This window comes from Methylomonas albis, assembly GCF_014850955.1.
In the GTDB taxonomy this organism is placed as follows: domain Bacteria; phylum Pseudomonadota; class Gammaproteobacteria; order Methylococcales; family Methylomonadaceae; genus Methylomonas; species Methylomonas albis.
In genome coordinates this window covers 1,551,405-1,573,634 of the sequence record NZ_JACXSS010000001.1, presented here as the reverse complement: position 1 = coordinate 1,573,634, position 22,230 = coordinate 1,551,405, and the positions used below count along the sequence as shown (strand labels likewise).

General features: G+C 45.9%; 20 protein-coding genes. 6 read left to right on the top strand and 14 right to left on the bottom strand.

Annotated features, from left to right (window positions below):
• Positions 1-2: 2 nt before the first annotated feature.
• The 13 genes from EBA_RS07320 to EBA_RS07260 form a co-directional block, all read right to left on the bottom strand.
• A complete protein-coding gene (locus EBA_RS07320) occupies positions 3-1,100 on the bottom strand; it encodes an AI-2E family transporter (RefSeq protein ID WP_192374036.1) in 1,098 nt (365 codons plus the stop codon).
• Positions 1,101-1,174: 74 nt separating this feature from the next.
• The gene (locus EBA_RS07315) at positions 1,175-1,474 is read right to left on the bottom strand and encodes an STAS domain-containing protein (protein ID WP_192374035.1); all 300 of its coding nucleotides are present in this window, start codon (positions 1,472-1,474) and stop codon (positions 1,175-1,177) included.
• A 43-nt stretch (positions 1,475-1,517) separates the two neighbouring features.
• Positions 1,518-2,495, bottom strand: coding sequence for a methyl-accepting chemotaxis protein (locus EBA_RS07310; RefSeq protein ID WP_225616003.1), 978 nt, complete (start codon positions 2,493-2,495; stop codon positions 1,518-1,520).
• A gap of 229 nt (positions 2,496-2,724) precedes the next feature.
• Positions 2,725-3,786: a protein-glutamate methylesterase/protein-glutamine glutaminase gene (locus EBA_RS07305; protein ID WP_192374033.1), complete on the bottom strand. Its 1,062-nt coding sequence runs from the start codon at positions 3,784-3,786 to the stop codon at positions 2,725-2,727.
• A 9-nt stretch (positions 3,787-3,795) separates the two neighbouring features.
• Entirely contained in the window at positions 3,796-4,434 is a 639-nt protein-coding gene (cheD, locus tag EBA_RS07300; protein ID WP_192374032.1) for a chemoreceptor glutamine deamidase CheD, read from the bottom strand.
• Positions 4,431-5,267 (bottom strand): CheR family methyltransferase, encoded by an 837-nt coding sequence (locus EBA_RS07295; RefSeq protein ID WP_192374031.1) that lies wholly within the window; start codon positions 5,265-5,267, stop codon positions 4,431-4,433. The genes cheD and EBA_RS07295 overlap by 4 nt, the downstream gene beginning before the upstream one ends.
• 22 nt (positions 5,268-5,289) lie before the next feature.
• Positions 5,290-5,799 (bottom strand): STAS domain-containing protein, encoded by a 510-nt coding sequence (locus EBA_RS07290; RefSeq protein WP_192374030.1) that lies wholly within the window; start codon positions 5,797-5,799, stop codon positions 5,290-5,292.
• Positions 5,799-6,560, bottom strand: a complete 762-nt coding sequence (locus EBA_RS07285) for a ParA family protein (RefSeq protein ID WP_192374029.1) — start codon at positions 6,558-6,560, stop codon at positions 5,799-5,801. Before EBA_RS07285 ends, EBA_RS07290 begins: the two co-directional genes overlap by 1 nt.
• Entirely contained in the window at positions 6,557-7,063 is a 507-nt protein-coding gene (locus EBA_RS07280) for a chemotaxis protein CheW (RefSeq protein ID WP_192374028.1), read from the bottom strand. The genes EBA_RS07285 and EBA_RS07280 overlap by 4 nt, the downstream gene beginning before the upstream one ends.
• A gap of 45 nt (positions 7,064-7,108) precedes the next feature.
• Entirely contained in the window at positions 7,109-9,454 is a 2,346-nt protein-coding gene (locus EBA_RS07275; RefSeq protein ID WP_192374027.1) for a methyl-accepting chemotaxis protein, read from the bottom strand.
• A 42-nt stretch (positions 9,455-9,496) separates the two neighbouring features.
• Positions 9,497-10,012 carry a chemotaxis protein CheW gene (locus EBA_RS07270; protein ID WP_192374026.1) on the bottom strand — a complete coding sequence of 172 codons (516 nt, stop codon included), beginning with the start codon at positions 10,010-10,012 and terminating at the stop codon, positions 9,497-9,499.
• Positions 10,013-10,031: 19 nt separating this feature from the next.
• Complete coding sequence (locus EBA_RS07265) at positions 10,032-12,104, bottom strand: chemotaxis protein CheA (protein ID WP_192374025.1); 2,073 nt, start codon at positions 12,102-12,104, stop codon at positions 10,032-10,034.
• Between the two features lie 40 nt (positions 12,105-12,144).
• Complete coding sequence (locus EBA_RS07260) at positions 12,145-12,507, bottom strand: response regulator (protein ID WP_192377201.1); 363 nt, start codon at positions 12,505-12,507, stop codon at positions 12,145-12,147.
• A gap of 339 nt (positions 12,508-12,846) precedes the next feature.
• Here EBA_RS07260 and EBA_RS07250 point away from each other — a divergent pair, with 339 nt between their 5' ends.
• The 6 genes from EBA_RS07250 to EBA_RS07220 are packed head-to-tail and all read left to right on the top strand — an operon-like array spanning position 12,847 to position 21,158.
• Positions 12,847-13,446, top strand: a complete 600-nt coding sequence (locus EBA_RS07250) for a GspH/FimT family pseudopilin (RefSeq protein ID WP_192374024.1) — start codon at positions 12,847-12,849, stop codon at positions 13,444-13,446.
• A 2-nt stretch (positions 13,447-13,448) separates the two neighbouring features.
• A complete protein-coding gene (gene pilV / locus EBA_RS07245) occupies positions 13,449-13,934 on the top strand; it encodes a type IV pilus modification protein PilV (protein ID WP_225615998.1) in 486 nt (161 codons plus the stop codon).
• On the top strand, positions 13,931-15,070 hold the full coding sequence (locus tag EBA_RS07240; RefSeq protein ID WP_192377199.1) for a PilW family protein: 1,140 nt from the start codon (positions 13,931-13,933) through the stop codon (positions 15,068-15,070). The genes pilV and EBA_RS07240 overlap by 4 nt, the downstream gene beginning before the upstream one ends.
• Positions 15,067-15,687, top strand: a complete 621-nt coding sequence (locus tag EBA_RS07235; RefSeq protein WP_192374023.1) for a pilus assembly PilX family protein — start codon at positions 15,067-15,069, stop codon at positions 15,685-15,687. Before EBA_RS07240 ends, EBA_RS07235 begins: the two co-directional genes overlap by 4 nt.
• Positions 15,688-15,715: 28 nt before the next feature.
• Complete coding sequence (locus EBA_RS07230; protein ID WP_192374022.1) at positions 15,716-20,698, top strand: pilus assembly protein; 4,983 nt, start codon at positions 15,716-15,718, stop codon at positions 20,696-20,698.
• Between the two features lie 25 nt (positions 20,699-20,723).
• On the top strand, positions 20,724-21,158 hold the full coding sequence (locus EBA_RS07220) for a type IV pilin protein (protein WP_324615341.1): 435 nt from the start codon (positions 20,724-20,726) through the stop codon (positions 21,156-21,158).
• 22 nt (positions 21,159-21,180) lie between these two features.
• On the opposite strand, the gene queA is transcribed toward EBA_RS07220, so the two are convergent.
• Entirely contained in the window at positions 21,181-22,200 is a 1,020-nt protein-coding gene (gene queA, locus EBA_RS07215) for a tRNA preQ1(34) S-adenosylmethionine ribosyltransferase-isomerase QueA (RefSeq protein WP_192374021.1), read from the bottom strand.
• Positions 22,201-22,230: the final 30 nt, after the last annotated feature.

The following is a 22,230-nucleotide window of genomic DNA, read 5'->3' as shown; positions in this document are numbered from 1 at the left end:
GCTCAAGCTGATATTCGTTCAATATCCAACTTCGGCCACGCAGTTAATACCGCTTTAACCAGCGTGGCCAGAGGTATCGCAAAAAACACCCCCCAAAAACCCCACAGGCCGCCAAAAAACAGGATAGCCACGATAATGGCTATCGGGTGCAAATTCACCGCTTCCGAAAACAATAGCGGCACAAGAATCACCCCATCCAAAGCCTGGATAACCGAATAGGCTATAAAAACGTACATAAACTGATCCCCGCCACCGACGCCCCATTGCACGTAGGCCACAGCCAAAACCGGGAATGTCACCAGCGTTGCGCCAACATAAGGAATGACAACGGACAAGCCCATCAACACGGCGAGCAGCATCGCGTAATTCAAACCGAGCCACCAAAAAACTGTAAAACTGATGGCCCAAAGGATAAATACCTCAAGAAATTTACCTCTGACATAATTGGCTATTTGTCGGTCAACTTCATGCCATACTCGCAAACTAAGACTGGTGTCCTTCGGCAAAAACTGCACAAACCAACCTAACAGTACCTGTTTGTCTTTCAGGAAAAAAAATACCATCAGCGGGACCAGAAACAAATAGACGATCACTGCAACCAATCCCACGAACGATTGAGCAGAACCGGAAATCAGATCCTGCCCGTACTTAAGCAAATCTTTCTGGATGGAGTACATGATCTCGCGGACGCGAGCGTCTGAGATCAACTCGGGGTGACGCTCAGGAAAACGCATGATTTCCAATTGGGCGCGGGAAACAATCTCGGGAATATGCTGAACGAGTTGCACTGTTTGCTCGGACACCATGGGCACCAACACAAACAACACAAAACCCAGCACTGCCATAAACGCAAAGAACACCAGATGCACCGAAATCAAGCGGCCCATTTGGCGTTGTTCGGCTTTAACCACCAGCCCTTCCAGTAAGTAAGCCAACACAATCGCCACAAAAACCGGCATCAACAAGTCCAGCAAACCATATATCAGTAAAAAGCCACCCAGCAAGACGATGGCAAGGGAAACCACTTGGGAATTGGGCAGAAATCGCTGGAAAAAATTCCGAATGAAATCGGAACCGGAAAAATCAGTCTGTTGATTCATAGAGTTTTGGCGGCAACATGACACGAGGCTGGTTCAATTGCGCCATTAGATAAATTAAAAAAAAGCGGGATTGCTCAGGACAGTGTAAACAATTTATCGAAATTAGCGATTTCCAGAATTTTTTTCACTTCGGTACGCGAATTTTTAATCCGTATTGCCGACTTATCGCCAGCCACTTTGTCTCGCAGCACCAATAACATGCCTAAGGCGGAGCTATCTAAATAGTCTGTACCGTTCAAATCGACTTCTACCAGTTTTATGCCACTGTCGACAAACTTAGTCGCTTCGCGAAATTCATTGTGTACACCAAAGTCGAACCGACCGTTTATTCTAATGGACAGCACCCCAGCATCCACTTTTGCCTCAATTCCCATGCCTGTTATCCTCAAAACTTATCATGTTACCCCCTGGCCTTTACTAAAACAGATCCACATCACCTTCATCCATGGAAGACTGGGAAACAATATTCGATTTTCTGACTTGCCACTGCTGCTTCATGATTTTCAAGCGATTAGTACCTTGCAACAATTGGTCACGCCAACTTGAGTCGCTCCCCGTTTTAAACGCACCCAAACCTATACTTACCTCGTCGGAGAGCGAATCAAAATGCTGTAAATTGAATTGCAAATATTCAATCAATTGCCGGGCCATATCCTCAAATTGCAAACCTCTCACTGCGTTGCCCACACTGGCCTCAATTTTGTTAGTCAATTGTGAGATCTCGCCAACATTGCTGGTGATATTGGCATTAATGACAGCAATATCAGCCATCATCTTGTTGATACTGGCCTTAGAGCTAATCGCCACATTCATATCTTTGGAGGCCATGCTTTCAATCATAGCCTGCGCATTTCGAATATTATCCTTGGAGGCTTTTACCACTAGCTTGATTTCTTCGCTAAACTTATCGGAGTTTTTCGACAAATTCCGTACTTCTCCCGCAACCACAGCGAAGCCTCGACCGGCCTCACCCGCTCTGGCCGCTTCTATAGCAGCGTTCAGTGCCAACAAATTGGTCTGATCGGCAATCCTTTGCACATCGCCCAACAATTTTTCAACATGAGCCATATGCCCACCCACATCGTTAATCACACCAACCATTTCCATGCTTTGCTTACTGATTTGCAAAATATGGTCGATGAAAAACTGCAGCACATCATCGGTTTCCTGCGCAAAGCTAGAGAAATTAAGACTGCCGCGCCCCTTGTCTGTGCTTCCTTCCAAGTCAGTCACCAATGAGCAGACTATCGACGACTGTCCGGATGTCAAACCAACTAAACTATTGAAACTATTGGACATCGTATTGACCGCATCCGCGAGCATGGATTTCAGCTGCTCTAACTCTGCGCGAAAGTAAGATGCTTCCTGATCAATACAATCATGCAGATGCAACAAATAAGCATCAATCGCGCCCGCTAGTTCGGCTTCGCTTTGCTCGCTACTATTTGCCGAAGCCGATACTCCCGCCCGTTGCGCACGAAATGTTTTAACCATCCACAATATGATCAAAACTGGCGTCGTTAACCAATAAACCAACGTAATGGGGAAAAACAACGGCAAGAACAAAACGACCAGTGTTAACGACACAAGTAGCGCGTTGTTTTTGAGGAACTGCAGCATAAATTCAATCTACCAGGGCCAGGATTTTTTCAGCTATCTTCTCCAAGGATAACACATGATGCGCGGCCCCCAACTTGTAGGCTTCGCCAGGCATCCCCCAGACTATACTGGAGGCTTCATCCTGCACTATGTTAGTTGCCCCGGCTTCACGCATCTCCAGCATAGCTTTTGCACCATCCGCCCCCATCCCGGTCAGCATCACGCCGATCGCATTGCTACCGACATTCTCGGCAACTGATCGGAACATTACATCCACGGAAGGTTTATGCCGGTTTACAGGTGGACCATCGTTAAGGCGACAAGCATAGCGTGCGCCATCCCTCACTACTATTAGGTGTTGATCACCGGGCGCTATATAGATATGTCCGGGCAATATCAGTTGTCCGTCGCTCGCCACACAAGCAGTCATCTCGGACGCCTCGTCCACATGTTTGGCAAACGACGCACTGAAGGCAAGCGGCAAATGTTGTGAAATCACAATAGCGGGAGCCGTTCTGGGCAGATTTTTTATCACTTGCTTAACAGCCTCCGTGCCCCCTGTTGACGAACCCAACGCCACAATTTTATGAGTTGTTTTGAAATGTCTTTTCATTCCAATATTCGCAGTCTCATTCACCGAGCTCACAGCTGAGACATTAGCTCTATTGGTTTCCAATGCTTTAACTTTAGCCTGCGCGGCCATTCTGATTTTGCCGACAATCTCATCGGCATAGGCTCGCAAGCCTTGGGATACATCGACCTTTGGCTTGGCCACAAAATCAACGGCTCCTAGGGCCAATGCGTCCAGCGTCACCTCAGCGCCTTTCTCGGTCAAGGTCGAAATCATGACCACCGGCATAGGCCGTAGTCGCATCAGATTTCTTAAAAAAGTAAGCCCGTCCATTCGCGGCATTTCTACATCAAGCGTCAAAACATCCGGGTTCAATGCCTTAATTTTTTCCCGGGCAATAATCGGATCACTTGCCGTGCCGACGACTTCAATATCACCCGCCTCATTGAAAATCTGGGTTAGCATTTGCCGAATCAATGCCGAGTCGTCAACTATTAATAGCTTAATCTTTGTCATCCTGGCTTCCTAAAATAGCTCTATGCTACCTTCAACCGGTGCATCCTTGATACTCGAACTGTATTGTTTCTCGCGTATGAAGATAGTTTGATTATGCAGGTCTTTAATTTTTTTCATTCTGACCCGTCCGGTTTGCGGAAAGAAATTCACCTTACGCGGATAAATATCGCCCAAATCCTGTGAAACCAGATTCAATGCCTCGGCATCCACATAATCCAAAACAAATTGAATGTTTCTGGCCCCAACGTCACCCAAGGTAGCAACAATTTTGCCGCCGCCAAACAACTTTACTTCCAAGTTTTTACGCTTCCCACCATTTTGCAAAATAGAGTTAATCAAATGCTCCATCGCGTAATTGCCATAACGCAAGGCGTTGCCAACCACGCCTTCATCCCAGTCGGTCAACCGGCTTTTACTGGTCTCCGGCAACATAAAATGGTTCATGCCGCCCACGCCGGCAACCACATCCCGTATACATGCAGCCACACAGGAACCCAGCACGGTGGTAATCATTTCATCCTGTTTGGTGACGTAGTAATCGCCGGGCATCAATTTTGCCGCCACAATCTGATTTTCTTGATCCCAATAACGGTTGACATTTTCAAAGCCGGGAATATGCGCTTTTTCGACATCCCGTATATAACTCACTTAGTCGACTTCCTATAGATGGTGTTACCTATCAAACTGAATCCGGTATCAAGCTGGTGCAAAGATTCGGAATGCCCGATAAACAAATACGAACCCTCCTCCAATAAACCACAGTACCGATTCGCTAACATTACCTTGGTTTCCCGATCAAAATAGATCAAGACATTGCGACAAAAAATAAAATCAAAATACCCCTTTAACGGCCATTCCTGCATCAAATTCAGTTGTTTAAACTCTATTAACTCTTTCAAATCAGGCTTAACTCGTACCTTGTTCGCTTGCCCGCCCGTACCTTTTTGAAACCAGTCTTTGAGACGTTGCTCGGTTATTCCTGTTACGCGATCAGCCGGATAAACGCCTGCCGCGGCAGAGGCCAAAACATTGGTATCAAGATCCGTAGCAAGAATACTTATAGTCCAATCAGCCGGGACGCTTTCCTTCAAGGTCATAGCCAAAGAATAAGGCTCTTCTCCCGTTGAGCAGCCCGCAGACCAAACTTTAATTTTTTTATGGGCGGCGTTTTTTTTAAGCAATCCCGGCACAACTGTCTTACTTAAATATTCAAAATGATGGTTTTCGCGAAAAAACGAAGTAAGGTTAGTGGTAACGGCATTAATAAATTCGGTAAATTCACTATCCGGATTATTTTTCAAATAGTGACAATACTGTTTGAAACTGGTGAGCCCCAACATACGGACCCGTTTCGACAATCTCGAATAAAACATATCGAATTTATCGTCCGGTACCAAGATCCCGGAATGTTGGTTGGATATTTTTCTTAGAACGTCAAAATCCGCTTGGGTATATTCAAACTCGCGCGCTTTTTCTTTCATTGTGTTTTGGGTTGTCGCCCCATTAAAAGAAGCCGGATGCAGCTTGATCGACTTCCAACATTTCGGCAATTCCCAACAGCTCTGCCGCGGCAATAAACTTATCGGAAGGGAAATCGATCGATATGGATTTCTCTAAGCCAATTGCCGTTTGCTTTAAAATCAATAACAGTTGCAAGGTCGCGGTATCTATCATTGTCACGGTAGAGGCATCGATATCAATAGCATCAAAATTACTGAGCATCTGCATCAGGCTTTGGTGCAGAGCCGCGACATTCTGGATATTCAGCACCGGCTCCAACACCAAAAGCGCTCTCTCGCTTTCGGACGTGGATGACTCAGAGACAATGGCCGGCGTTTGAGCCTGGTCAATTTCTGGATTTAGGACTTCGTCTATCGAGCTGACAAATTCTGTTGAGCTATCTGATTCCAATTTTTCAACTTCGAGTTTTTGTGCGTCATGATTGAAATCGGAGCCATGCATCCAGGCCAAAGGATCGTAACCGATCAAACTATCGTCATCTTTTTCCGCCATTACATCATTCTCCCTTCCAAAAAGTCTTTAGCAAGTGCCGTAAAATCTCTTGCGGAACGACACCCGGGGCGATACTCAAAAATGGTTTTGCCAAAACTAGGGCATTCGGCAAGTAAGGCTGTTTCCCGAATTGTCGTAGCCAAAATTTGGCCGGGGAAATATTTTTGTATCACACTCAACACGTCTTTTGAAATGCGTCTGGTCGGTATATATCGGGACATGACCAGAGAAAATTTATAAGGTCTTTTCAAGGCGTTTTCAAACTTTTTGATGGTTCCCATCAAATGCGACAGACCTTGTAGGGCCAAATAGTCACTAGTCATCGGCACCAATATTTCGTCGGCGGCAAACAAGGCATTCGCCACCAACACGCCGGATGAAGGAGGGCAATCTATAAAGATAAAATCTTCATCACGATTACCCTCATGCAAAGCCTTGCGCAGAAGATCGCTGCGCCTAGCGCCTCCATCCACTAATTGTTCGATTTCCTGCAAGCGCGGGCCGGCAATTACCAAATTGAGATTTTTTCTTACCGGCATTAATTGCCTCGCGAGACTGCACCCCTCCAGCAACACCTCATCAATCCCGCCTTTTTGCCGGTCAACCACACCTAGCGACACAGCCAAATGGCTCTGCGGATCAAAGTCTATCACCGTAATTTTTTTACCCAATTTTGCTAGCGCATGGGTCAAATTTACTGAGGTTGTGGTTTTTCCGACCCCGCCCTTCTGGTTAAGGACCGCTACAATCCTTGTTCTCATTTACCCTCTGAAATAGCAGCAAGCCCGGCAATATCGACAAACTCTTCCGGATTCAAAAGCTTGTCCACATCTAGTAACATCACCATATTCTTTTTGCCGACAAACATTCCGCGCATATATTGAGTATTGATTTTCGAACCCAAATTCGGCGTTTCTTTGATATCGGACAGGTTAATATCCAACACATCGGATACCGCATCGGCGACGATCCCCATCACCGAGACTCCTGAAGGAGTATTAACACTCATGACAATAACCACCGTAACGGGCGTATATTCGACTTTTTCCATCTGAAAACGCTCGCGCAGGTCGACAATCGGCACGATGGAACCGCGTAAATTTAATGCGCCTTTAACAAAATTGGGCGTATTGGGGATTTTTCTGATCGGCTCCCATCCTCTGATCTCCTGGACTTTCAAAATTTCGATGCCATATGCTTCGCCTTCTAACTCAAAAGTCAGAAATTGCTCAACTTGCTGATCGGACACTAAATCGGCTGTCATCGCGGTTATTCCCTATCTAAATTATTGGTCAATCAAGCCACTCCGTTAAAAATCCTGCCATTCGTCATCGGATTGAGAGGTGTGTTTGAATCCACTAGGCTGACGAACCGACTGTGACGCAACAGTTCTAGTGGCTTCTGCCCGAACGACGCTGGAACGCTCCACATGCCGTGCAACTTGATGCTCAGCCGCTTTTTTTTCTGTTTTGAAAAACGCCAACATCTCCACCATATTGGTCGACAAGTCACTCATGGATACGCTGGCAGCCGATGCTTGTTCGGCTAACGCCGCGTTTTGCTGGGTAATTTCATCCATCTGCGCAACGGCCTGATTCACCTGACCAATACCTGCCGACTGCTCGACACTTGCGTCGGCGATTTGAGCAACGATCTCACCAACTTTTTGCACGCCTGCAACAATTTCGGTTAGAGATTTACCGGTTTCATTCACAAACTCCGTGCCCGCTCTCACCTTTTGTACACTGGTTTGAATAAGCTCTTTACTTTCCTTCGCAGCAGTAGCACTACGTTGCGCTAGATTTCTAACCTCTGTGGCAACGACGGAAAAGCCCCGGCCTTGCTCCCCTGCTCTGGCGGCTTCCACGGAAGCATTTAACGCCAGCAAATTAGTTTGGAAGGCAATTTCATCGATTACGCTAATAATGTCGGCAATTTTATTACTGCTTTCATTGATCTCCTGCATAGCGGAAACAGCCGCCTTCACAACATTCCCACCTTTTTCAGCCAACTCTTTGGCGTTGCTGGCTACTGCATTTGCCTGTTGAGCGTTATCGGCATTATTTTTCACAGTGCTGGTCAGCTCTTCCATGCTGGCAGCGGTTTGCTGCAAATTCGCAGCTTGTTGTTCGGCGCGTTGCGATAAATTGTTATTACCGCTGGCAATTTCTTGGGATGAGTTGTTAATAAAGTGAGCCGACTCACTAACTTGACTGAAAATCTCATCCAGCTTATCGATAGTGGTATTAATATCGTTCTTGCAGTTTAAATAAACGCCTTGGTAATCGCTAGTGATTCGATTGGTCAAATCCCCAGAAGCCATGCTTTGCATCGTACTGCCAACGTCTCTGAATACATTCTCGATCACATCGGTCAGTTCATTGATGCCTTCGCTAAGCGTTTCAAAAAAGCCTTGTTTATCGGCCATCTCAATTCGGCTGGATAATTCACCGGCCTTCACAGCTTCCACTATACTGGCGATTTCTTGCTCAATTTTCACTTCATGCGTTCTATCCAGCCACTCGACCACGATACCGATTCGCTCGTTTTCATCGCTTCTAACTGGATTGGCAACGATATTCATGTGTCTGCCGCCAATCACCAACGCAGAGCTGAACGTGCTCGATAAATTTGCTAACAGACCACGTTGATGGGCAGGCTTTTTATGGAATTGATCGATATTTGCACCCAGCAACTTACTAGCATTGAATTCAGGTAATTGCTTCCGAATGTCCGCTTCGGCATTTTGAAACATATCAGCTACTGTCTTGTTCATATAAATGATGTCTAGATCATTGTTAGCCACCATGACACAGGACTGCACATTATCGAGCGCTTGTTTGATGCGCATCGCCTCTGAAGCTACTTGTTTTGAATAAGCCAGATCAGAATTCAATTTAACTTGCATACCGTATAACGCCCGATAGAAGTCACCGATTTCATCGCCGCGATCCAGATCTATCGTATTCCGAAATTGTTCATCCGCCATCCGATAACAAATGCTTATCGATTTCTCTAAAGCTTTGCTCACACTACGAATCACCGAATATCCCAATAGAGAGGCAAACCCCGCCAAGCCCAAAAACAGAAACATCTCCGGGTATTTCTGTTCAAGATAATGATCGTAAATTGAATTGATGGTTGGCAACAAAAAGATCAGATAAATAATCCCGACCTTTTTCCACAGGCCTAACTCCCACACCTTTTTTATTGCCGCATTAATCCCTATCGGGCGTATCGTAGTTTTATTGGCATTCAGTTTTTCGTATAAGGATTCAGCGTGTTGGATTTGTTCTCGGGATGGCGCATAACGAACGGATAGATATTCATGTACCTTGCCATTCTTAAAAACCGGCGTAACGTTAGCCTCCACCCAATAATAGTCTCCGGATTTGGTCCTATTTTTGACCGGTGCGGACCATGGGCGCCCTGCCTTCAAACAATTCCATAAATCTTCGAATGCTGCTGGCGGCATGTCCGGATGCCGAACCATATTGTGATTAGCCCCGACAAGCTCATCTTTGCTAAAGCCGCTAATTTCGATAAAAGCATCGTTTGCGTAGGTAATGATGCCTTTCAAATTGGTGCGCGTGACCAAGATGGTGCCAGGCTTCATCAAAACTTCGTGATCGGTCACAGGGTGATTGAGTTTCATTGCATATCCTCCGTTACAAGCCAGCCATAAACAGCTCTTTTTTCAACTTTCATCTTCACCATCCAGGCCATCAAGTTTTAATAATTTATCTACATCCAATAGCATTACCATACGACCATTTACCGAAACCAATCCGTTTATAAATTCAGTACTGACTTTTGCACCAAAATTCGGTGAGCTTTGGATACTTTTTTTATTGACATCAACAACATCGGAAACGGAATCCACCACTACGCCAATGATCCTGGTTTTATCGGCCATACGCGCTTGCAAGACCACAACTACCGTCAAAGGCGAATAATCCTTATGTCCCAGTTGAAAACGTTCGCGTAAATCGATGATAGGCACAATCGCACCTCGCAGGTTAACTACACCTTTTTCGTAATTTGGCACATTAGGAATTCGCGATACAGGTTCCCAGCTGCGAATTTCCTGAACTCGCAGGATATCCACACCATATTCTTCCTGGCCCAAGGTAAAACTTAAAAACTGCAAACTTGTGTCTAACCTTTTTGCATCTTGCTGGTCTGCACTGCTAAGTTCGATTATTTCCGACATGGCACGCTTAGAATTAGGTTTATTGATTGGCCAAACGCACCAGACCGGGGATGTCAAGGATCAGAGCCACCGATCCGTCGCCCAGAATAGTCGCTCCGGATACGCCTTCGATACGCCGATAATTAGCTTCCAAAGACTTGATTACCACTTGCTGCTGCCCAAGCAGATCATCCACGAATAATCCGCAACGCAAACCTTGCCCTTCGACAACCACTATCAAACCTTCGGTTAGCTTGGAGGTTTTCGCGGAGGGCACGTCAAAAATTTGATGCATCCTGATAATCGGTAGATATTGACCGCGTAACAGAAAGGTTTCCCCTTTGCCAACCACCCGATTGAGCCTATCCTCCTTAACATGGAGTGACTCGATAATAGAACCCAAGGGTAAAATATAGGTTTCGTCGCCTACCGCGATCGACTGACCATCCAGGATAGCTAAAGTAAGTGGCAGATGAATGGCAATGGTGGATCCCTTGCCCAACTCGGAAAGGATTTCTATGTTGCCGCCCAAAGCCTGGATATTACGGCGGACGACATCCATCCCCACACCGCGACCGGAAATATCAGTAAGCTTTTCCGCAGTCGAAAACCCAGGCATAAAAATCAGCTCATAAATTTGCTTATCGCTCAAGATTGCATCAGCATCGATCAACCCTTTTTCAATCGCTTTGGCACGCAATTTATCTTTGTCGAGGCCTTTACCATCGTCAACCACTTCAATCACGATATTGCCGCCGCGATGGTACGCTTCAAGGGTAACCGTACCCGTTTCGGGTTTGCCGGCCGCGAGCCTGACATCAGGCATTTCAATGCCATGATCCAAGCTGTTTCTAACTAAATGAACCAAAGGATCGCTCAGCAGTTCGACGACTGTCTTATCGACTTCGGTGTTTTCGCCCACCAGTTTAAGTTCGATTTTTTTGCCGAGTTTACTGCTGATATCATGCGCCAATCGCGGGAAACGGCTAAACACGAAACTGATAGGCAGCATGCGAATATTCATCACGCTTTCCTGCAACTCGCGGGTATGTCGCTCTAATTGAGAAAGACCATTTTTTAATTGGTCCAGTTTATTAAGTTCGAAATGTTCTCCTAATAAACTGAGCATGGATTGCGTAATGACCAACTCCCCCACCATGTTAATCAAGGTATCGATTTTACTGGTATCAACACGAATGGAGCTTGAACCTTTTGGTGCGGCTTTTGCCTCTTCTTTTTTGCTGGATTTACGGTCTAATTCGGATTCTTCGCTGTTTGTACGCTCCGAGCTCACGCTCCTGGCAGCGTGATTTATCGCGACCTCTGGTGAACTATGAAAGTGCGTCGATTCAGTTGGCGTTTGGAAGATCGGCTGTTTAGCCAGATCACAATCGTCCTCGACCCAAGCGAAAATTTCGTCCACTTCGGTTTCCGGAATATCGCCAGACACCTCTAATTTCCAGGACAAATGACACTCTTCAGGATCCAAATCGTAAAGGCTTGGCACACCTTGCAAATCCAAGGTTGTCGTCAAATGTCCCAAGGAAGCTAATTCCCTAAACATCCTCACCGGTTCGTTGCCGGTCTTCAGTAAATGCAAGTGCGGACTAAAGGCAATAACCCAACCCGCTATTTGCTTAACCTCGTCAGCAGGCAAAACTGCAGCGCCAATTGCCGCAGAGTCTTTTGGTGAATGTTTTCCCGCAGAGGCACTATTCGAAACAGCATTATTCAGTTCGTTATCCAAGGCCAATTTGTGTTCAGCCACGTCGGATTGGTCAACTTCGCTGCCATTTTGTATCGATTGCAGCATATCCCTAAGACAATCGACCGACCCCAACAAAACATCGACTGCCGGCTGCGTGATTTTTCTACGTCCATCCCGCATTTCATCAAGCAAGGTCTCCATGACGTGGGTAAAGTCCGAGACTGCGGTAAAACCGAAAGTACCGCTACCACCTTTTATGGAGTGTGCGGCGCGAAAAATAGTATTGATGTCTTCCGCATTAACATCTCCCAAATCAAGATTCAGCAATCCTGATTCCATTGCATCAAGTCCTTCGAAGCTTTCTTCGAAAAACACCTGATGAAATTGCGCCATATCGATTGACATAGAATTATCCGATTGCCCATGTCTCAGAAAAAGAAGACATTTAACCCATCACTTTCTTAATCGTCTTTAGTAATTGATCGGGATTAAACGGCTTTACTATCCAGCCGGTTGCGCCGGCATCCTTGCCCTGCTGTTTTTTATCCGTTCCGGCCTCAGTGGTCAACATCAACATCGGTATGAACTTGTAATTGGGCAAGGCGCGCAAATCTCTGATCAACTCGATCCCATCCTTATTGGGCATGTTTACATCCGTAACAACACAGTCAAAAGCTTGCGCCTTGGCTTTATTTAGCGCATCCGCACCATCCACAGCCTCCACAACGTTATAGCCGGCGCCTTTTAGGGTAAACGCCACCATCTGTCTCATTGACGCGGAATCGTCTACAGCAAGAATTGTTGCCACAATTTTTTCCTCCAAATTTATCGAACATAAGTTAAAACTGTTAAATCATTGCAAACTGCGATTGTCAGTTCGCCTTAGAAATTTACATTGCTGAGATTGTAGCTAAGCTCAGCTAAGATTGTAGTTAGAGAAAGCTGATCTTGCCGAAAAACACTCATTTTAAAAATCTAGACCTTCCATTGCCGAGATCGCCATATTGGCGAAAACCTCTAAACACTCACACTCCGATTGTGGTTTAACTCGCATAACTTTGTTGAATCTTGTGCTATCTTCAAATTCGATTTTGAAATATTCGACTGGGTATCTTCAATCGGATTTCTAGCGGAGCGTAAATCCATTATGAGCATCAAAGTGGCATCCATCAAAGGAGTTACACTAATAGAATTGATGATTGTCGTAGTAATTGTCGGCATCCTTTCAGCAATAGCTATTCCAAGTTTCATTACGGCAATCAGAGCTAGCCGCTTGACCGCGTCTGCCAACCAATTTATTGCGTCGTTGAGCTTCGCTCGCAGTGAGGCAGTCAAGCGTGGACAAATTGTAGTTGCAAGAATTAATGGGGCCAATTGGGAGAACGGCTGGGAGGTTTTTGTTGACATTGACAGATCAACAGCGGCTAGGACTAATGTATTTAACGATGACAACGACAACAATTTGTGTGAAGCGGCAGAAGACTGCAAGCTCCGCATTTACGAACCTTTGCCAAATAACTTCACCTTGAGATCCAATAATTTCCCTAACTACATTAGTTACTTCCCTAGCGGAGAAAGTAACACAAATGGCTCTTTTGCTATCTGCGACAACACCGATGGCAATAACATCCCGGAAAGCCGTACAGCCAAGCATATTGTTGTGAACAGTACAGGACGATTGAGACAAAACCCGGATAATAACAACGACGGCATACCCGATGGCCTAACATCATGTAACAATCCATGACCATGACGAAGTCTATTTCCATGTCCACCAAGTCCTTTGGACTCCCTAATTTACAAGTTGGCAGCACCTTGATTGAGGTCTTGGTTACTATGATCATAGTTTCGCTAGGCTTACTGGGACAAGCCGGGGTCATAGCCCTATCGTCAAAAGCCAACCACTCAGCATATATGCGCAGCCAAGCAACTTTATTAATTTACGACATTTTAGAGCGAGTGCGTCTGAACCGATCCTTAGCTGTCGCAGGTAGCTTTAACATTAATTTCGCTACGAGTGGGGATGATCCCAGCGATAGCGTTCCTAGTGGGACCTCAATACAACACGTTGAACTGCGAGATTGGAAAAGTAATTTGGAAAGTGCTCTTCCAAATGGTGACGGCCAAGTAACGGTGGACGGCGGCGGGAATGTTACGATAACCATACGCTGGAGCGAAGTCGTTAATGGTCCTAATTCGGCCTTAACAACCTTTACAACCCAAAGCGTCATATGAGCATTCTCAAAAACTCAAGAAGCCAGAACTCTCATCCCAAAATTCAAACAGGGGTTACACTTATAGAGTTAATGGTATCCCTTACAATCGGCCTTGTCATCATTGCTGCGATTGGATATGTTTTCTTAGGCTCCAAACAAAACTACCGATCTCAAGACGTACTATCCAGGATGCAGGAAGGTGCTAGAGCAGCTTTTCAACTGATGAATAAAGACATTAGGATGACTGGCTTCCGAGGTTGCCCGGTAAACTCCGCTAGTGGTGGAGACATTAACGTGCTTGTCAGCGCTGCGGATTGGGATAAAAACTTGTTTGGCCAGCCACTTATTGGTTATGAAAAGGCTAGTGCAACGGCTTGGAGCGCCTTTCCTGCAGGCGTAACAGGTGTAGTGGGAAATGTGGTAAGTGGCGATGTACTCACTGTTTTACATGCCGACAACACGAAGGAATACATAGTATCAGCTCATGCCCCGCCACAGTTCACCCTGACAGCAAATCATGACATTAATCAAGGTCAAATTCTAATTGCAGCCAAACCTGATTGCTCTCGGACAGCGATATTCCAAAACACGCACGATTGTAGCCCCAGTCCTTGCAACATTATCAAACACAATGCCACCGGCACCTGCAGCAGCGGCAACCGAGCGATAGGCCTAGGTAACCCGATCGGTGCGTGTCCAGCAGGCACCGCTGATACATTTGACTTAGGCTCACGGCTATTTCGCTTAAGCGCAACGACTTACTATATTAGAAACAATCCGAGCAACGAACCTTCATTATATCGACAAGTATTAAGTACTAGTGCGGGCTCACCTTCGACTACGGCAGAGGAACTGATCGAAGGAGTACAAGACATGCAACTATCGTACGCTGTTGACAACGGCACTGACAGAGGAGTTGATGCTTATGTAACAGCTGACAGTGTAACCGACTGGTCAAAAGTGCTGGGAATTCGCGTTAGCTTACTTATGGTTTCGCGTCAAGACGAACGAGGTATTACCACTTCGGCGCAACAATACGCTATCGACATGAATGGTGATGGCGATGTGCTGGATGCAGGAGAAAAGATTACGCCTACTGACCGGCTATTTCGTAAAGTTTTTTCTACCACCATCGCTATTAAAAACCGGTTATGAAAATGACAAACGTGCCGATTTCGGCATTAAGCATCACCCATTCAGTTAACTTTTACGATCTTAATGCACTGAACTATAAGATAAATCGCCAAACCGGAGCGACACTTTTCACTGCCTTAATATTCTTAATCATCCTTGCTTTACTGGGCGCTAACCTAGCACAGATGAGTGCATTGGAAGAACGCATGGCAGGGAATAATCGCAACCAAGATCTGGCCCTGCAAGCAGCGGAAGCAGCATTGAAACACGTCGAAGCAAACCTTACTACCGGACAAAATATTCGTACTCTGATCCCAGCTCCTGCAAACAACACCAGCGGTACAGTGGCCGCAGCGGGCTTAAGAGCAATCAATGTTTGCTTGCCTAACAACGCCAGTTATTGGAACGGCAGCGGTTCGGCTGATTGCAATGGTACGCCCCGACAATTCACTTGGACCAGCGCAAATGCCCGGACCGTTGCTCTCAGTCTTAATCAAATAACAGCTCAACCCATGTATCTAGTAGAACGGTTAGCCAACAGTGGAACAACTGAGAAATACCGCGTGACAACCCGTGCGGTTGGCGGTGACAGTTCTGCCGTTGTGATTTTACAAGCAATGTTTAGCGTTACACCTTAGTCAGATGAACAGACACAGGACAGCCGCAATGAAAAAAACTACTTCGGTAAAAAGCAACATACTCCCTTGGCATTTGTTTCTGGGCATCATGCTGTCTGTTTTTCTTACTACTGGTAATACAGCCCAACTAAGCCTGTCTGACAACCCTTTGTTCCTTACGTCATCAACTACGCCGATTGCTATGCTGAATATCTCCAAGGATCATCAATTGTCCTTCAAGGCGTTCGATGATTATTCAGATATTGACGAAGATGGTTCGCCTGAAACGACATACAAACACTCTATTGATTACTACGGCTATTTCGACAGTTATAAATGTTACAGCTACAACACCACCAATAGCCGTTTCGAGCCGAGTGCCAACACTACCACAAAGTATTGCAATAGCGGCTGGAGCGGCAACTTTTTGAACTGGGCCAGCATGACGCGTATGGATACCATTCGGAAGATTTTATACGGTGGCTTACGCTCGATCGATACTGGCAACACGACCGCAACCTCAACAAGCACGACGCCCCCAGTTACGTCTGCGCCGGTTACCACCGGCGCAAGCTCGCCAGCTACAGCTTATACGCTTACCGATACTGTTCTGACCAACACTAACTCTGGATCGAGAACTGATGGACCCAATACGCTTTGTTCATTATTGCCGATCACTAGCGCCGAGTCGTCACCGAGCTCGGATTCTGCAGCGAGCGCGACCCAAACTGGTCCGAGCACAGACAGTACCCCAACTAACAGTACGCCTAGCAACAGCACACCTATCACCGCGACCTCTGAATCAGCGCTAGGTATCACTACAACCACTAGTTTTAATACCAGTTATAACAGCACGTTCACCAGAACGACTTCCACTTACTACACAAAGACTTACAGTACTACTTATACAATAACCAGAAAAAAAGATACAACCAGCGGAGGCATGTGTACTACAAGAATCACTCCTTACACTAACAACTATACTAAAACATTTACCTCGACAAGCAGTACCCCGTATCAAACCACTACCACTACCACGACCACCACCACAGACGGTCCAATTGAAGGTACAACAGTTTTGCAACGCAGCTACCTACCGAACGATGCGCACAGCTTCGCGAAGTTTTATAACGGCTCTGATTTAACCCAACTCACACCATTTACATCAACAGAGGTCGCCAATGGCATCAGCTTATGCAATACGACAGTCTCAAGTACCGTGTTATCACAAAACGTAACCGACAATCCATTAATCCGAGTGGCGAAAGGTAATTACTCTCTGTGGGCGGCCAACGAACGTTGGCAATGCCGCTGGTCCGAAGAAAAATCAGCGTCAAACGCCAATTCGTCGACCACCTCCGGCATTAGTGCTCAAAGCAGTAATCCATCTAAAACAACTAATGGCCTTGGCTCGCAAGATTACGTTGCCAGAATCAAGGTCTGCGACTCAAATTATATAGGAACCGAAAACTGCAAAATCTATACCGATGGCACCAGAAAACCGATTGGATTATTACAAACCTATGGCGACAACGATAAGCTACGCTTTGGCTTGCTTACTGGTTCTTACGGTAAGAATAAATCAGGCGGCGTGTTGCGTAAAAACGTGTCATCTATTTCAGACGAGATCAATATAGCCACCAACGGCACCTTTAAATCCACACCGTCAACCGGTGGTATCATCAACACGCTTAATTCGATGAGAATCTACGGTTATCGCCATGATGACGGCACCTATTTCGGTGTAACTAACAGCGCTGATTGTAGCTGGGGTTTAAATACCTTCAGCAATGGCGATTGCAATAACTGGGGTAACCCCCAATCGGAAATTTTGCTGGAATCGTTGCGCTACTTAGCAGGAAAGTCGGCTTCAAGTACATATAGCGTAGACGACAGCGGCTATATTTCCGGCCTTACGACAGCCACACACACCGACCCAGTAATACCGACCCAGTGGTGTGCGACGCAAAGTGTCATCCAATTTAATGCGAGTACCAGCTCTTACGACGGCGACGAGTTAAGCAGCGTGACAGATATTAGTTCCAGCTCAATGAACACACTAACCGATGTGGTTGGCGTTGGCGAAAACATTCCAAGCAACAGCTATTTTGTCGGGGAAAACGGGACAGACAATAACCAACTTTGCACAGCTAAAACCGTTAGTAATCTCAGTGACGTTCGGGGCACATGCCCGGACGCTCCGAGACTTTCCGGTTCTTACCATGTTAGTGGGCTAGCTCATTACGCTCACACTAATGACATTCGTTCCGACGTGCAAGGCAACCAATTAGTGACTATCTATGGCGTTGCTTTATCGCCGCAAGTCCCTAAATTAGTAGTTCCGGTTCCCGGAAGCTCAACTAAAAAAATTACCATTTTGCCGGCCTGTCAGAACACCGACATTGGCGGTAACTGCAATATCGTCGACTTTAAAATCGTCAGCCAATCAAGCACATCCACGCTCAACACCGGCAAGCTATATGTAAATTGGGAGGATAGCGAACAAGGTGGAGATTTCGACCAGGACGAATGGGGAGTTTTAAACTATTCAATTTCCTCCACGGAAGTTACTATCACTACTGACGTTATCGCTGAATCTACCATATATAACATGGGCTTTGGTTACATTATCAGTGGCACGACTAAGGATGGCTATCATGCTCATTCCGGCATTGAAGGTTACGCTTATACCGACCCCCAGGGCGTCACAGGTTGTTCCAATTGTAATGTCGGAGACGCAGCCACATCAGTAACCTATTCGATAGGCTCCAGTTCAGCACTGAGTTTGGAACAACCGCTATTTTATGCGGCAAAATGGGGTGGATTTATCGATACTAATAACGATAAAAAGCCGAATGTAAATTCCGAATGGGACAGTAATTCAGACGGCAAACCGGACCGCTATTTTTTTGCAACAGACCCTAGACAGCTTGAAGTTTCGCTAAAACAAGCCTTAGACGATGTATTGAAGCGCACTGCAGCGGCATCTTCAGCTGCAGCCAATTCCACAGGCATTCAGACCGGTACCATGCTGTATCAAGCTCAATTCAATTCCACGGACTGGAGCGGGCATCTTTTTGATTATCCCGTGAGCAGTACAGGTAAAGTCGTAGATATAAACCAAGACGGTAAGTTAGACGGAGCTGATGCAAATTGGGATGCCGGCACACTGATTCCAACATCCTCGCGAAATATTTATACTTACAGCAATAACGTAGGCGCTACTTTTGTCTGGGATAACTTGAGTGCTTCTCAGCAAACGACATTGCAAACTAGCTCAGTTGGCTTGGTTGGATCGGTCACGCGCGGTCAAAACAGATTAAATTGGATAAGAGGAGACACCACCCAAGAACAACGCAATGGCGGTATTTTTCGTAACCGTGAAAGCACGCTACTTGGTGACATTATCAATTCAGATCCGGTATATACCAAAAGTGAAGATTACGGTTTTAGCAGCTTGCCAACCGGCACTCCTGGGCAATCAACCTATGCGCAGTACGTTACAGACAAGGCCAGTGGCACAACACCGCGTGTAGCAATGATTTACGCTGGTGCGAACGATGGCATGCTACATGGTTTTCGTGCTGACATTGGCAACTCTAGCTCAGGGAAAGAGATATTGGCCTATATACCGGCTGGTGTTTATACCAATCTGAGTAAACTGACAGAATTCAGTTACTCCCACACCTTTTATGTCGATGGTTCACCTACTATAAGCGATGCTTACTTAGGAGGTAACTGGAAAACTGTTCTATTGGGGGGATTGAATAAGGGTGGCAAATCCATATATGCGTTAAACATTTCAAACCCAAGTGCCTTCACCCCAAGTACCGACGTATTATGGGAATACCAAGGATCCAGTACCGATACTGGCTCCGTCGGAACTACAGACGCGGATGGTATGGGGCTGACCTACAGCCAACCTCAGATTGCTCTACTCAAGGACGGCACCTGGGCCGCTATTTTTGGTAACGGCTACAACAGTACTTCGGAAAAAGCATTTCTTTACATCGTTAATTTAAGTAACGGCGCTTTGATAAAAAAAATACCGACCAACTCCAGTACCAGTAACGGGCTATCCACTCCCAAATTATTTGATAGTGACGGCGATAAATTTGTAGATACTGTTTATGCTGGCGATTTACAAGGTAATTTATGGAAATTCGATTTGAGTTCAAATTCGCAGACTAGTTGGGGTTTGGGTAACGATGGGGCTCCACTTTTTTCAACAAGCAGAACATTTGGTTCCGTCACATATACTCAACCGATCACAACGCAACCCACTCTTGGCGCTCACTCGGATGGTGGTGTTTTAGTATTTTTTGGTACAGGACGCTACCTAACCACAACCGACGTGGCCAATTTAGAAGTACAAAGTTTTTACGGAATATGGGATAAACCATCAACCTCAGGCACAGTAGCGCTTAGCAGTCTAGTACAGCAAACCATAAATTTAGACGTAGCCGCGGGTAGTACCAAAACTATCAGCAGCTGTACCGACGATCCAGCCACGCCAGCGAATGAATGCTTAGTCACTTTCCAATATCCGGTTAGAGGTACATCATCTGGTACAGTAGACTATACATCTAAGCGAGGTTGGTATATGGATTTACTACCAAACTCAGGTACTGCTGCAGGAGAACGCGTTATATCTTCAGCAGTATTAATGTTTGATCGAATTATATTTGTGACCTCAATCCCATCAACCGACCCCTGCAGTCCTGGCGGCTCAAGTTGGTTAATGGAGTTAGATTTCAAAACCGGCAGCGCAACCGCTGTTTCGTCCTTCGACTTCAATAGTGACGATAAGTTTGATAGCAATGATACGTTATCTAACGGCGGTACCGGATCAGGCATAGGGATCACTGGCGGTATGGCTGATTCAGCGCTTATGCTAGATAGAGCAGGTACTAATAAATTTGTGAAAGAACTGTCGATAACTAGCACTATGATCATGGATGTAGACAATAACAAACCGGTGATCACCCCAACAGGCACATCCAATCGCCTATATTGGCTACAAATTCAATAAACTTCGTCTAGCATACGGAAAGTCAATGAAGATAAAATTACAAATAGGCGTCACTTTGATTGAACTGATGGTAACAGTGGGAATAGTCGGGATCCTAGCCGCCATCGCCATCCCGTCTTACTCTGAATATATTGCCAGGGGAAATAGAACTGATGCGAAAGCTGTACTTCTGGAAAATGCACAATTTTTGGAGCGAAACTTTACCGAGGCAAATAGTTACAATAAAAGATCTGATCTTACAACTGACGTAACCCTGCCATATTCGACATCGCCTAAAACAGGCACGGCCTTATACAATATTACAGCAACATTAACAGCCACAACGTATACGTTAACGGCAACTCCTATCACCGGGGGAAGAATGGCTACCGACAAATGCGGCATTCTCTCGATAGACCAGCTAGGGCAAAAATCCGTGACCTCGGCCAGTTTGAGTGCAGATGCCTGTTGGAAAAAATAATTTATTTTCTTCAAACTGAATCTCAAATAACCAGCATCGCATCGCCATAGCTGAAAAACCGATACCGTTGATCAATAGCATGCCTATAAGCATTCATTACGGCATCATAGCTGGCGAATGCAGAAACCAACATTAACAAAGTCGACTCCGGCAAATGAAAATTGGTTAGCAGTGCATCCACCGATTTAAACGAATAACCTGGCGTAATAAACAAATCGGTATCACCAAATCCAGCCTGCAACACACCACTAAGTGAAGCAGACTCCAAAGCTCTTACTGCCGTGGTGCCTACAGCCACAACCCGGCCACCTCTGGCCCTAGCCTGGTTTACGGCGTCTACACAATGCTGAGATACGCTATAAGATTCTTTATGCATGACATGTTCTGATAAGTCTTCGACACGTACCGGGCGAAATGTGCCGCTGCCGACATGCAAAGTCACGAAACTGCGCGCTATGCCTTTTTGATCTAACCGATCCAACATTGCTTGATCGAAATGTAAACCGGCTGTGGGCGCCGCCACCGCACCAAGCTGATCCGCAAAGACGGTTTGATAACGATCCAGATCGCTCGCTTCGTCAGTGCGGCTGATATAAGGCGGCAACGGAATATGACCTACCTCATCCAGTAACGCCAGTAAACCGGCCTTAGTTTCAAACTGCAGCCGAAACAAATCGTCATTTCTGCCAATAACCTTGCAAACCACACCATTCTCCAAGGTTAACAAGGCATCAGTCTTTGGAGATTTACTCGCTTTCACATGGGCAAGCGCGGTATGAGTATCTTCTATACGTTCGATCAACATTTCGACTTTTCCACCACTCGACTTATGCGCGAACAAGCGAGCAGGCATCACTTTGGTATTGTTAAAAACCAATAAGTCGTCAGTTCTTAACATGTCGATAAAATCAGCAAACTGACAGTCTGCAATCGCCGCACTTTGCTTATCCAAACGTAGCAACCTACTGGCGCTCCGTTCGGGTAGCGGATACTGAGCAATAAGTTGCTCGGGCAACTGGTAATTGAAGTCGCTCTTTTTCATTACTAATATTATTTAAATGACTTTTGAACA